This is a genomic window from Rhizobium sp. N122 (assembly GCF_002211295.1).
Taxonomy (GTDB): Bacteria; Pseudomonadota; Alphaproteobacteria; order Rhizobiales; family Rhizobiaceae; genus Rhizobium.
On record NZ_LOKU01000039.1, the window covers coordinates 23,814 to 34,830 of the forward strand.

Consider the following 11,017-nt stretch of genomic DNA (forward strand, 5'->3'; position numbering starts at 1 on the left):
TAAAAATGGCCTTCAGGATCATAGCGTCCCAATGCACCCAGTGCGGTGCCTGCGAGTTCGAATGCCCCTCCGGTGCGATCAGGTTCAAAGGTGAGATCTACGTTATCGACCCGGAAAAATGCACCGAATGCAAGGGTACCTTCGAAACGCAGCAATGCGCGGAGGTTTGCCCCGTGCCGAAGACCTGCGTCCCCGCCGCACCTGCGATTTGACCTTCAGCATGGTCGGGGCTCCTGCGGAGAAGCCTTCAATGATATCCTGCAAGGAGGAATGCCCATGGGCCTTGGACGTGAACAGGAGGTCGAAATCCACAGGCCTCCACGATTTACACCCGGCGAGCGGGTGCGGGCCAGACTTCACGTAAAGAATGACGGCACCTATGCTGGCAAAAAAATTGGCGAAAATTTGGTGCGGAAGGGCGACGAAGGCTATGTGCGCGACATCGGCACCTTTCTCCAGCAGTTTTACATCTATGCCGTCGAATGGGTCGAACGTGGCACTATCGTCGGCATGCGTGCCCGTGAACTGACGAGTCTAGACAACGCCGCTGCTTGCGGCGCTGCTGAAATCGCGGGGCCCCCAACGAAGGAATAGCGACATGAAGATAATGATTCGGAGAACGAGCGCCGGCTTGTCGGCTTACGTACCAAAGAAAGATCTCGAAGAGCCGATCGTAGATGTCGAGGCTGATGACATGTGGGGCGGCACGATCACTCTCAGGAACGGCTGGAGACTCGTCTTGCCCAAGCTATCGCGGGATACGCCTCTGCCGATCACCGTCCACGCAAGGAAGATTCCTGACGAGGACTGATGCTGCAAACGAGAGGTAAGAGAAAACAGCATGAATAAAATTTTGACCTCGGACCGTCTCCTGATCATTCGCAACGGTGACGCCGAAAAAAGACTTCGGCTGCTTCAGGAAGCGCTCGCTGCAGATCGGATCGTTCCCTATCTCGGCCCGGATCTCCTTCGGCTGCAATCCACGGAACCACCTGTACCGGACACCCCGGAAGCCGTCTCCGCGGCACTCAACGAACGCACACCTGCCCCTTCCAGGATACGCAGCAATATGTGGTCCGTCGCGCAGTTTATTGAACAGCGACGGCATCGCCGGACGCTTCAGGCCTGGATGGCAGAAATATTTGGAGCACCCGTGGCGCCGACCGCCCTCCACGACTGGCTCGCAACGCTGCCGCTCTCCCTTATCGTCGACGGTTGGTACGACGGGACAATGCGTGCGGCTTTCGCGAAGACCGGTCGAACGGATGTCGTCGAGATTCAGGGCGTCACGCGTGCAAACGGCGGCGGCGACATTTGGACAAAAACTTACGATCTGTCCGGGAGAGACGTCGAATGCGTCTCAGTGCCAAAGACGGTCCTCTATGCGCCGTACGGCAGTGTTATACCAGCTTCGAACTTTCTGGTGTCCGATTCCGATTACGTGGAAGTCCTAACCGAAATCGATATCCAGACGCCAATACCTGGAATGGTGAAAGAACGGCGTATAGATCGCGGTTTTCTTTTCATTGGCTGCCGCTTCAACGATCAGATGCTCCGGATCTACGCTCGACAGATCATCAAGCGCTCTCACGGCCCCCACTTTGCAGTACTTGATGCGGAAGGCCTTACCAAAAACGAGCGCCGTTTCCTTGCAGCAAGCGGAATCACGGTGGTCGACCTGCCGATCGGCGAAGCCGCGGCTCTGCTTGTACCATTTGGTAGCAAGGCGGATGGTGACCATGGCCGCACGGCTTCCGCTTCGAATCTCTGTAGCGGCTAGAGTGCCGCAGATTGAAAACGTTCTGTTTCTGCCAAGTTCGAATGCCATACTGCCCACGTTTGCTGGCGTAGGGGATTGCGGGTGGGATCAATGGCGATGAGCGAGCGTGATCTTTCGCGGATCGAGGTTCTGTCGCAGGTGATCGACGGAAGATCGGCGACGACCGCAGATTACTGTTCGCTCAATGTCAATGCGAAGGACCGATTATGAAGAAACCTAAACCATTCCCAATACAGCGGCAGAGCCGCGGCCGGAATCGCCAGAAATAAGCCTCGCATCGGCCACCGGGTGCTCCACTCGTGCGCCAATAACACGCGTAATCAACGGGATCGAGACGGCACACGCTTTACGGTCTTGCGCTTATTTGTGATCTTTATCCCACAATATGGACTTCGATACTTGGTGTTTCCAAGTGACAAGCAGTGTGGCCAATAATTCTAACCGCCTAGCTCTACGTCTTCATACTTCCAGAGATGATGTCCCTGGCGGCTGAAAGGAACGCGTCCATTTGGGTTCTGGTGCCGATGCTGACGCGGATAAAATTTTCCAAACCGGCATCGGGAAAGACGGCTACAAGTATGTTCTGCCTATCCAAAGACGCTTGCCACCATTTGCCATCTCGTCCGGGTGGCACCCGAGCTAGCAAAAAGTTTGTGTGGGAGGGAATGACAGAAAAGCCCAATTGAGACAAGGCAGTGGTCGTTCTGTGTCTTTCATGTTTAATATATCTGTGGTTCTCGTCGTAGTCGGCGCGGTGCGAAAGGATACTAATGCCCACCGCATGGCCGATCACGTTCATGTTAAAGACATTTTGCAGGTTGCGTAGCCTCCCAATAAGTTCAGGATGACCAAAGCCGAAACCGACGCGAATTCCCGCGGCTGCAAAGCCTTTCGAAAGTGTTCTCAATACTAGAAGGTTTGGATGACGATCGACAAGGCGCAGGGCATCATCGGGTGCAAAGTCGACATACGCTTCATCCACCACTATCAACTGGTCCGATTGCGCGACGAGGCGGTCGATTTCAGCCACCGGAACGAATGTTCCCGTTGGATTGTTCGGATTGGCCAGCAGTATGAATTTTGCATCTTTTGCTGGACCAAGAAGCAGCTGCTCGATTGGCAGAGAATAAGACTCGCCCCATTCGATTTCGAGAAATCTGGCACCCTGCAACTTGGCCAGTTTGCGGTTAAAGGAAAAACCTGGCGATATCATCGCAACGCTATCTCCCGGGTCGAGGAATGCTCTGTAGATGAGCCCAAGCAGCTCCGACGAGCCGTTCCCGGCGACCACCTGATCCTGGGAGAGGCCATACGCGCTGGCGGCTGCGTCGCGCAAGCTCAGATTGTCATCTTCGGGATACAGATAATGCCGTTCGAGGGCCGCCAGCGCACTTTGCATCACCATCATCGGCAACGGAAACGGATTCTCATTCGTGTTTAGTTTAACGCAGTTCGCATCTCGCCCCGGTTGATTGGAGGGTAGCGCATTTAGCTGTCTCGCCATCGGCGAAAGAGCCGAAAGCACGGCTTGCAGCTTTGCATCAGCCATATCTTTTCTCCGTTTCAGTAAGCCGAGTCGTGAGCGCGTGATCGGCTGTCTCCTGTTGAAGCCACATCGGACGTTGGCGCGGCCCGCCTGCGGGCTGCTACGGTCGCCGCGTAGTTAATAGGCCAGGGACCGCCGCGGCCGCTTCAAGCCGCCAATGGTCAAGCCTCCCCACTCTCACACTCATGCGTCACTTGCTCCATTCGCCTTTCGAGGAACTGTTCGATCTCAAACGCCAACGCCGCAGGGTCGTGGCCAACCGTTTCGAGATGTAATTCAGCGCCCTCAGGGATTTCGTACGGCGAGGAAACGCCGGTGAAATTGGCGATCTTGCCGGCGAGCGCCTTCCGATAAAGCCCCTTCGGATCGCGTCGCGCGCATTCCTCAAGCGGCGTGTCGACGAGGATTTCAATAAGCTCCCCTCCTCCATCAGCTCGGCGACCTCGGCAACGCGGCGGATGTTCTCGACGCGATCGGGTTGATTGAAGCCAGTCGCGATTGAGCCCGTGGCGCACGTTGTCGCCGTCGAGGATGTAGGTGTGCTTCCCGTGGGCATGCAGCAGCCGGTCGAGCGCATTGGCGATTGTCGACTTGCCGGAGCCGGAAAGTCCAGTGAACAAAAGGAGGACGGCTGGCTGCTGACTCTTCATCGCCGCGCGCGCCCTTGTCAGCGTCGGTCGCCTGCCAATGCAGGTTGTCGGCGCGCCTTGCCCAGCTTTGGCTGCCACTGAAATTGAAGACCCCGGTCGGCCCTTGGGCTTTGCGAAAGAGCTCGGGAGGATCGACGTGGTCGATGAGTTCCAGCTCGTTTTCCCAGCACAGCTTCCACCGCACCTCAGAACGCATGCAAAGACCTCCTTTGGTATTTCCTGCTGCTGTTTTTGAAGCACGCACTGTGCGATCGAAGCAGTGGCCACCCCGATGCATGTCGGCGCCGTTGCTCGGGTTCGCGCTATAGCCAGTCCGGATCGTCAAATGTTTCGCCGTCACTCGCGTCTGAGATCATTCCTAATGCATCATCACGGGAGATTGGTAAAATGGATTGTATGAATGGAATTATCGATGCTTTGTATGTCGAATATACGGGTTTCTTGGACTTTGACGTGACCTCCCTGGCACTCGCGGCGTAAGACGACCGCGCGTCCCCTCCAGCGGCCGAAAGCAGGGATGCGTTGGACCAGTTGACCCAACTGCGCCCTCCCCGGTTTACCCACCTATGTCCCGGAGTGGCGATGAACGGTCGCCAGCTAGTCCTAACCGCCTGCGCAAAGCTCGCTTCGGCAACCTGCAACGGCGCGAGCGGTTGGTCGCGGTTTCTGATGGAACTTCATCAGGGACGCACGTTCTGTTTATTGAAGCTAGCGATCTACGTCCTATTCGCAATCGTCTGCAGTGGCGCTGGTAGACGCGACTTTCATGGCACGATCGCCGCTATCGCTACCGGTCTCGTCTATGCGGCTTAGTAAGCTGAAAATATCTTGCAAGATCTCTTCATCGAAAGTCCGCAACTTCACGATAGTAGCCAGCAGCAGAACCGCTTTGGTTTCCGTTTCGCCCCAAAGATAAGGTGCCGCCGGGGCGATAATTTCTTCCGGAGTGGCATCCAAAACCTCACACAGATGAATCAGTCGGCTCACGGTCAAGCGGGATACTCCATTTTCGTACCGGCCGTAGACCTGCTTAGTGATGCCAAGCAAGGGCGCCAGTTTCGAGCGCGGGAGTTTTCGCTTATCGCGGGCTTCGCGAAGGCTGATGCTGATCAAGTTTTCGAGTTCGGCGCTAAGTGCAATCCGTCCGTCAAAAGGTTTTCGATAGACCGGCTTGTCTATGCCTGGATCATCGACTTGTTGCAAACCGAGTTCATTAATCCATTGCTTCAATGGTGGTCCTGACATTGCTCCGACTGAGGTAAATGCGCCGAAGCTCTTTATACGGAAAGTGATGTGCTTGGAACCACCAATGTTTCGTTTCGATCTCATTTGGCGCATTTTGGGCCACGCGGACCTCGCCCGATAGCTATCGTTCACCAAAATATATCAGTGATTGCAAGTACATACACATAGATAACACCGAAATCGCTTCACGCAAGGATTATCCACTTGCGCCAAATTGGCTATGACCCTCAGTGATTTTGGTGATAACGGTCGCTTCATTTCCTCGTCTAGCTCCCGGGACGTCGTGTGCGGGCATGGTGGCCTTTTGTCCTGCACGCGGAGCTCTCGGTTCACGGCAAACCAATCACGGCTCCGCGCGCTGGCTGCTCTGGTGTTTGGTTCCGGCATTTGATGGTGCAATATTTTCCTTGGCATGGAGGGAAGCACTATGGGCCAGGTTCTACACGGGAGCGCCACGACGACAGAGGCAATCCGTCGAGCAATAGTGAAGAGAGCCTGAGAACGCTTTCGAAGCGATACGGGATCAACCAGAAAACCGTGGCGAAATGGAAGAAGCGGACATCGTTGGTCGACCTTCCTACAGGCCCAAGGACCCACACTCGACGACCCTTTCCCTCGAAGAAGAGGCCGCTATCGTCGCCTTCCGCCGGCACACGTTGCTGCCGCTCGATGATTGCCTCTACGCTCATCAGCCGTATCCATCCGGCGAAGGCCGCGAGGGCTTATGATTTCGGCTCGTCTGCCATGATGCGTTCGATCTTGTCGCGATCGCATTGCTCGTCGACAAGGAACTGCCGAACACCTCCTTCCCAGGTGCGGATATCGGCGAGGAACTCCTTCAAGCTTTCGATGCCCCGGTCGGTGAAGGTCGTGATGCCCTCTTCGCTGCCGTCATGGGCATGGATCATCTCACCATAGTCGATGTTGTCGGAGTTGCTGGCGACCTCCTGGATGAGTTCGAGGTTCTCGCCAATCAGCGTGGCGACGTAGTTGATCGTGTAGACATGCGTCGGGCGCGCCATCAGGCCGCCATCTGCCGGGCGCTTCCGGCGGGCCAGTTCCACGGCAACAGTTCCGGCAGCCGTGATACGGGAATGCCAGGCATGCGGGCGAGCACGTCCGCCAACCAGGCCTGCGGATCGATATCGTTCATCTTTGCCGTGACGATTAGGGAATACATGAAGGCAGCACGCTCGCCTCCGCGCTGGGAACCGGCGAATAGCCATGCCTTTCTTCCGAGAGCAACGCCGGGCAGGGCTCGTTCGGCGGCATTGTTCGTCAGACACAGTCTGCCGTCGTCGAGGAACCGGGCGAAGGCTTCCCAGCGACCCTCCTTCTCGAACATGTGGTTGATCGCCTTGGCGACGGGGTTGTGCTTCGACATTTGCCCGCGCTGGGCCATGAGCCAATCGTGCAGTTCTTCGACGAGCGGGCGAGCATGTTGCAGCCTCGCTGCGAGCCTATCCTCGGCAGGCATTCCGTTTATGCCGCGCTCGATGTCGAAGAGCGCGTCGATGCGGGCAACGGCCTCAAGCGCGACGGGCGATATCTCGTGGGCAGGTTTGCCCTTGCGCACGTTGCCGGCGATGTCAGCGAGTTCGAAGAATTTGCGCCGCGCGTGGCTCCAGCAAAGTGCGCTGATCACCAGCGCGGGGCGGCGGTCGACACGATAGAGGTCGTTGTAGCCGCCATAGGCATCGGCTTGCAGGGTGCCGTGCCATCCGGCGAGATGCGTGTTGGGGGGGCTTCTCGCGATCGGGAGAGAAGTGGAAGAGTGCGGCGGGAGGCGCGCCGCCCGCGAAAGGGCGGTCATCGCGGACGTAAGTCCAGAGCCTCGCCTGCTTTGTTGCTCCCCTGGCCAGAAGCGGCACGGTGGTGTCGTCACCATGCAGCCGCTCGGCGGCCAGAACATGGGCACGGATCAGGTCATGGATCGGCTGCGGCCGAACTTCTCGAACAGGATCGTCGCCAGCAGGTGCGGTCCTGCCCATTCCCGCGGTGTCGCATGGAAAGGGGCCGGTGGCTGGCTGATCTTCTCGCAGTCCCGGCAGGTGAACTTCTCGCGCACCGTCTGGATCCTTCCACTGGCGCGGAATGATCTCCAGCGTCTCGGTGATGTCTTCGCCCATCTTCACGATGCGGGGCGAGCCGCAGCAGGTGCAGGTCGACGGGGCATCGATGACCAGGCGCTCGCGCGGCAGGTGCTCGGGAAACGGCTTGCGGGCCGGCCGGCGGCGTTCGAAAGCCGAGACATTTGTGATCTTCGCTGCCACGCGTTCCGCGGCGATCTCGTCCTCGGTGGCGTCGGCCTCGAGTTCTTCGAGCTGCAATTCCATCTGGTCGATCAGCCGGGTGCGCCGTTCCGAACTCTGGCCATACTGCTCGCGACGTATCTTGGCGATCTCGAGCTTGAGATGCCGGATCATCGCCTCAGACGTCGTCACGACCGCGCGCACCTGTGCGAGGTCGGCCTAGGCAGAGGCGGCACGCGCTTCCGATGCCGCAAGCGCGGCGCGCAGTCTGGCTATCTCCGAAGCAGCATCATCCATGGCCGAAAGCTACCATGCCGCATGCCGAAAGCCAACAAAAACAGAGGAATGCAGGCGGTCAGCCTGCTTTCGAAGGCCGCTGCGTCCAGCGCGGGTTGCGCCAGTCGATCCCTTCCAGGAGATAGCCGAGCTGCGCCGACGATACAGGCACGGCGGAGCCATTCTGGCTGACCGGCCAGATGAACTTTCCAGCTTCCAGCCGCTTCAGGTAAAGCGACATGCCGACGCCGTCATGCCAGAGGACCTTGATCAGGTCACCCTTGCGACCCCGGAAGCAGAGGACTTCGCCGCCATGAGGATCGCGGCCAAGACCTTGCTGAACCTTCAGCGCCAGGCTGTTCATGCCGCAACGCATGTCCGTCACCCCGCCCGCGATCCACACCTTTACCCCCGCGGGAAACGCGATCATGACCCATCCACGACGGGCAACAGGCGGGCAAGAATGGTCGGATCAAGCGAGGCTGGGATCGTCAGCCGTCGGCCATTCGGCAGGCCGATCTCGATCGTCATGTCGTCTTCAAATCGCAGCCGTGAGGCTACCTCGCAAGATGCCGCCGCCGATGGCGAAATCGTAAGTGGCACGAAGCCCGTTGTAGCGGAACTGCTCAGAAGACCACTACGGTATTCCCAACGCCAACGGGTCAACAATGACCGTGACAATCCATATCGCCGCGCCGTCACCGAGCCTTGCCGAAAGCCTTGTAGATTTTCCTCGACGATCCGAACCTTCTCTTCGTCCGACCAATCCCGTCGGCGATCAAGATCGTCGACGGACAAGACCTCAAGGGGGGAAAGGATTGTAGCGCATAACATAAGGCATGGACTTAAAGCCAATCAGCAAGTCAGGACAGACGGCCTTCGCCGGATGGGTACCATCAGCCGACCATTTAACGGATGAACCGAACGATCAAGGAGGCGACCGTCAAGCGCTTCCACTACGACGATCATGCGCAGTTGAAAAAACATCTGGCTGACTTTATCGACGCCTACAATTTCGGGCGCCGGCTCAAGACGCTAAAGGGCCTTACGCCTTACGAGTTCATCTGCAGACAATGGACTTTGGAGCCGGATCGATTCATCATCGACCCCATCCATAAATGCCGGGACTAAACATCTAGGCGATGCCCTTACCTGAACGTAAGCGTCCGGCGAACGCATTTTCGGGTGTCGAGAGATGGAATCTATAGGCCGCGTTTCATCTCATCGGCCATGATGCGGTCGATTATTTCAGGATCGCACTGTGTGTCGATGAGGAACTCGCGGATACCGCCGTCCCACGTCCTGATGTCGGCGAGTAGGCTTTGAAGTTCTTCGATGCCATTCTCGGTCAGACCCTTCGTGCCGTCTTCACTGCCATCGCCGACGTAAACCAGTTCGCCTTCGGAGATGTTGTCCGAGTTTGCGGTCACTTCTTCGATCAGTTCGAGGTTTTCGCCGATCATGCCGGCGACTTGGCTGAGTGTGTAGATGAACCTCGAGCGCGCCATCAGGCGGCCTCGCATCGAGCTTTTGCCGGCGTCCAGTTCCAAGGCAGGAGGTCTTCAATTCGGTCTTCGGGGTGATCCTGGATCCGGGTCAGGACATCCGTCAGATAGACCTCTGGATTATGGCCTTGCAGTTTGACCGTCTCGATGATGGTGAGGATGTTGGCGATGCGCTCGCCGCCCTTGTCCGAGCCGGCAAACAGCCAGTTCTTCCTTCCAATTCCAAGCGGACGCATGGCTCGTTCAGCGATGTTGTTGTCGATTTCGACACGGCCATCGTCGATGTAGACGCTCAAGGCTGCCCATCGCGACAGGGCATATCGCATCGCCTCGGCCAGCCTCTGCTTCTGAGGCAAAGTCGAGAGTGTCGCCTCGATCCAGGCCTTGAGTTCGTCCAGAACAGGCCGGGCATGGTGTTGGCGCAGGGTGCGCCGCTCGTCAGCCGACATGCCTCGGATACGGTTCTCGATATCGTAGAGAGCGCCGATGCGTGACAGCGCTTCCTCAGCGATCGGAGACGGCTTGAGCTTTATCACATCATGGAACTTGCGGCGCACATGCGCCATGCAGGCGGCTTCAATGATCTGGTTGCCATAGAGCTTCTTGTAACCCCCGTAGCCGTCGGCATGCATGACGCCGCTGAAGCTTGCCAGGTGATCAGCCGGATGTGCGCCCCTGCGGTCGGGGCTGTAGTAATAGGCAATGGCTGCGGGAGTGGCGGATTGATAGCCACTGCCGTCAAAGATGTAGACCCAGACCCTGCCGGTTTTTGTCTTGCCCCGCCCGGGGTCGAGAACATCGACCGGGGTATCGTCCGTATGTATTCGGTCGAGTGCGGCAATATGGGCCCTGATTAACAGGACAAGTGGTGTCAGCAATGCAGATACCCGGCCGACCCAGTCGGCCATTACGGATCGGGAGATGTCTATCCCCAACCGGTCGTACATCTCTGACAGGCGGTAGAGGGGAATGTGATCGTCGAATTTGGCGATCATGATGTGGGCGAGCAGCCCCGGCCCGGGTTTGCCGCGCTCGATCGGCAAGGTCGGCATCTCGCCAGCCACTGTCGTATCGCATTCCCTGCAGATCATGCGCTTCTCGACATGCCGGACAATCTTGACCGACGCCGGCACGTGCTCCAGCACCTGGACCACTCTGTCGGCCGCCTTCAGGAACGAAGTGCCACCGCAGGTCGGGCAATTGCAGGGAGCTGCATAGACCAGTTCTTCGGTGGTGAGATCATCGGGTAGAGGCTTGCGCTTCGGCTTCTCGGATGCGTCGTCCAACTCCGGCAGAGGCGGTTTCCCGGAGCGCTGTTCAGCCTCGGCCCGGGAGGCCTCGATCTCCTCCAACATCAGCTCGAATTGCTCGATCTTCCTGTCGATCTTTTCCGAAGACGCGCCATGTTGCCGATGTCGGAGAAGCTCCAGTTGCGCGCGAAGAAGCCCGATTATGGAGTCTCGCTTGATGACCTCGGCTTCCTGGCTCTCAAGTTTTGCCGCCTGTTCCGCGACGAGTGCGCGCAAAGTATTGAGCTCGTCCTGACTGTCCAGCGGCGCTGTTTCCATATCCGCGAAACTAGCCGATTTGCCTCTGACGCACCAGCGTTAAGCTTCCCATGCCCCTGCAAAATATAGCTTTTATCCCGTTCGGCCGGGAGCGGAAGTCCACGCCGGGCGTCGCCAATCGATCCCCTCAACGAGCATCGAAAGCTGCGCCTGCGTCAGGTGCGCTACACCCTCTTTCGCCGTCGGCCAGGGAAA

12 protein-coding genes and 5 pseudogenes are annotated in these 11,017 nt (G+C 57.9%); 6 read left to right on the top strand and 11 right to left on the bottom strand.

Annotated elements, in window-relative coordinates; translation table 11 throughout:
- Nucleotides 1–5: 5 nt before the first annotated feature.
- The 4 genes from ATY75_RS23940 (at nucleotide 6) to ATY75_RS23955 (ending at nucleotide 1,780) form a co-directional block, all read left to right on the top strand.
- Nucleotides 6–212, top strand: coding sequence for a 4Fe-4S binding protein (locus ATY75_RS23940; RefSeq protein WP_008536545.1), 207 nt, complete (start codon nucleotides 6–8; stop codon nucleotides 210–212).
- A gap of 64 nt (nucleotides 213–276) precedes the next feature.
- On the top strand, nucleotides 277–594 hold the full coding sequence (locus tag ATY75_RS23945) for a nitrogen fixation protein NifZ (RefSeq protein WP_064823790.1): 318 nt from the start codon (nucleotides 277–279) through the stop codon (nucleotides 592–594).
- Nucleotides 595–598: 4 nt separating this feature from the next.
- Complete coding sequence (nifT, locus tag ATY75_RS23950) at nucleotides 599–811, top strand: putative nitrogen fixation protein NifT (RefSeq protein ID WP_004678514.1); 213 nt, start codon at nucleotides 599–601, stop codon at nucleotides 809–811.
- Between the two features lie 30 nt (nucleotides 812–841).
- Complete coding sequence (locus ATY75_RS23955) at nucleotides 842–1,780, top strand: SIR2 family protein (RefSeq protein WP_085861401.1); 939 nt, start codon at nucleotides 842–844, stop codon at nucleotides 1,778–1,780.
- A gap of 451 nt (nucleotides 1,781–2,231) precedes the next feature.
- On the opposite strand, the gene hisC is transcribed toward ATY75_RS23955, so the two are convergent.
- From hisC to ATY75_RS23970, 4 genes and pseudogenes are all read right to left on the bottom strand, one after another.
- Complete coding sequence (gene hisC, locus ATY75_RS23960; protein ID WP_088939480.1) at nucleotides 2,232–3,329, bottom strand: histidinol-phosphate transaminase; 1,098 nt, start codon at nucleotides 3,327–3,329, stop codon at nucleotides 2,232–2,234.
- Nucleotides 3,330–3,487: 158 nt separating this feature from the next.
- Complete coding sequence (locus tag ATY75_RS23965; RefSeq protein ID WP_064823792.1) at nucleotides 3,488–3,976, bottom strand: adenylyl-sulfate kinase; 489 nt, start codon at nucleotides 3,974–3,976, stop codon at nucleotides 3,488–3,490.
- 58 nt (nucleotides 3,977–4,034) lie between these two features.
- Nucleotides 4,035–4,172 (bottom strand): annotated as a pseudogene (locus ATY75_RS35185) (adenylyl-sulfate kinase); the annotation flags it as partial.
- A 527-nt stretch (nucleotides 4,173–4,699) separates the two neighbouring features.
- Nucleotides 4,700–5,206, bottom strand: coding sequence for a helix-turn-helix transcriptional regulator (locus tag ATY75_RS23970; RefSeq protein WP_081282835.1), 507 nt, complete (start codon nucleotides 5,204–5,206; stop codon nucleotides 4,700–4,702).
- 442 nt (nucleotides 5,207–5,648) lie between these two features.
- Between ATY75_RS23970 and ATY75_RS23975 the strand changes: the two are divergent.
- Nucleotides 5,649–5,916: pseudogene (locus ATY75_RS23975) on the top strand (IS481 family transposase); the annotation flags it as partial.
- Nucleotides 5,917–5,943: 27 nt separating this feature from the next.
- On the opposite strand, the gene ATY75_RS23980 reads toward ATY75_RS23975, so the two are convergent.
- The 4 genes and pseudogenes from ATY75_RS23980 to ATY75_RS35190 form a co-directional block, all read right to left on the bottom strand.
- The gene (locus ATY75_RS23980) at nucleotides 5,944–6,243 is read right to left on the bottom strand and encodes a hypothetical protein (protein ID WP_088939484.1); all 300 of its coding nucleotides are present in this window, start codon (nucleotides 6,241–6,243) and stop codon (nucleotides 5,944–5,946) included.
- Nucleotides 6,243–7,770, bottom strand: a pseudogene (locus tag ATY75_RS23985) (IS66 family transposase). The gene ATY75_RS23980 and the pseudogene ATY75_RS23985 overlap by 1 nt, the downstream one beginning before the upstream one ends.
- A gap of 58 nt (nucleotides 7,771–7,828) precedes the next feature.
- Nucleotides 7,829–8,179 carry an IS66 family insertion sequence element accessory protein TnpB gene (gene tnpB, locus ATY75_RS23990; RefSeq protein ID WP_088939481.1) on the bottom strand — a complete coding sequence of 117 codons (351 nt, stop codon included), beginning with the start codon at nucleotides 8,177–8,179 and terminating at the stop codon, nucleotides 7,829–7,831.
- A 242-nt stretch (nucleotides 8,180–8,421) separates the two neighbouring features.
- Nucleotides 8,422–8,583 (bottom strand): annotated as a pseudogene (locus ATY75_RS35190) (IS66 family insertion sequence element accessory protein TnpB); the annotation flags it as partial.
- Between the two features lie 78 nt (nucleotides 8,584–8,661).
- Here ATY75_RS35190 and ATY75_RS24005 point away from each other — a divergent pair.
- Nucleotides 8,662–8,888: pseudogene (locus tag ATY75_RS24005) on the top strand (IS3 family transposase); the annotation flags it as partial.
- Nucleotides 8,889–8,951: 63 nt separating this feature from the next.
- On the opposite strand, the gene ATY75_RS35585 reads toward ATY75_RS24005, so the two are convergent.
- From ATY75_RS35585 to tnpB (ATY75_RS35590), 3 genes are all read right to left on the bottom strand, one after another.
- On the bottom strand, nucleotides 8,952–9,257 hold the full coding sequence (locus ATY75_RS35585; RefSeq protein WP_009996984.1) for a hypothetical protein: 306 nt from the start codon (nucleotides 9,255–9,257) through the stop codon (nucleotides 8,952–8,954).
- Nucleotides 9,257–10,822 (bottom strand): IS66-like element ISRel19 family transposase, encoded by a 1,566-nt coding sequence (locus ATY75_RS24015; RefSeq protein ID WP_009996985.1) that lies wholly within the window; start codon nucleotides 10,820–10,822, stop codon nucleotides 9,257–9,259. Before ATY75_RS24015 ends, ATY75_RS35585 begins: the two co-directional genes overlap by 1 nt.
- Nucleotides 10,823–10,894: 72 nt before the next feature.
- On the bottom strand, nucleotides 10,895–11,017 hold a 123-nt coding region (tnpB, locus tag ATY75_RS35590), incomplete at its 5' end, for an IS66 family insertion sequence element accessory protein TnpB (RefSeq protein ID WP_143535336.1).

Bases quoted from the DNA above. Each gene is read 5' to 3' on its own strand.
- ATY75_RS23940 (WP_008536545.1), top strand. From the start codon at position 6: ATGGCCTTCAGGATCATAGCGTCCCAATGCACCCAGTGCGGTGCCTGC.
- ATY75_RS23945 (WP_064823790.1), top strand. From the start codon at position 277: ATGGGCCTTGGACGTGAACAGGAGGTCGAAATCCACAGGCCTCCACGA.
- nifT (WP_004678514.1), top strand. From the start codon at position 599: ATGAAGATAATGATTCGGAGAACGAGCGCCGGCTTGTCGGCTTACGTA.
- ATY75_RS23955 (WP_085861401.1), top strand. From the start codon at position 842: ATGAATAAAATTTTGACCTCGGACCGTCTCCTGATCATTCGCAACGGT.
- hisC (WP_088939480.1), bottom strand. From the start codon at position 3,329: ATGGCTGATGCAAAGCTGCAAGCCGTGCTTTCGGCTCTTTCGCCGATG.
- ATY75_RS23965 (WP_064823792.1), bottom strand. From the start codon at position 3,976: ATGAAGAGTCAGCAGCCAGCCGTCCTCCTTTTGTTCACTGGACTTTCC.
- ATY75_RS23980 (WP_088939484.1), bottom strand. From the start codon at position 6,243: ATGGCGCGCCCGACGCATGTCTACACGATCAACTACGTCGCCACGCTG.
- tnpB (WP_088939481.1), bottom strand. From the start codon at position 8,179: ATGATCGCGTTTCCCGCGGGGGTAAAGGTGTGGATCGCGGGCGGGGTG.
- ATY75_RS35585 (WP_009996984.1), bottom strand. From the start codon at position 9,257: ATGGCGCGCTCGAGGTTCATCTACACACTCAGCCAAGTCGCCGGCATG.
- ATY75_RS24015 (WP_009996985.1), bottom strand. From the start codon at position 10,822: ATGGAAACAGCGCCGCTGGACAGTCAGGACGAGCTCAATACTTTGCGC.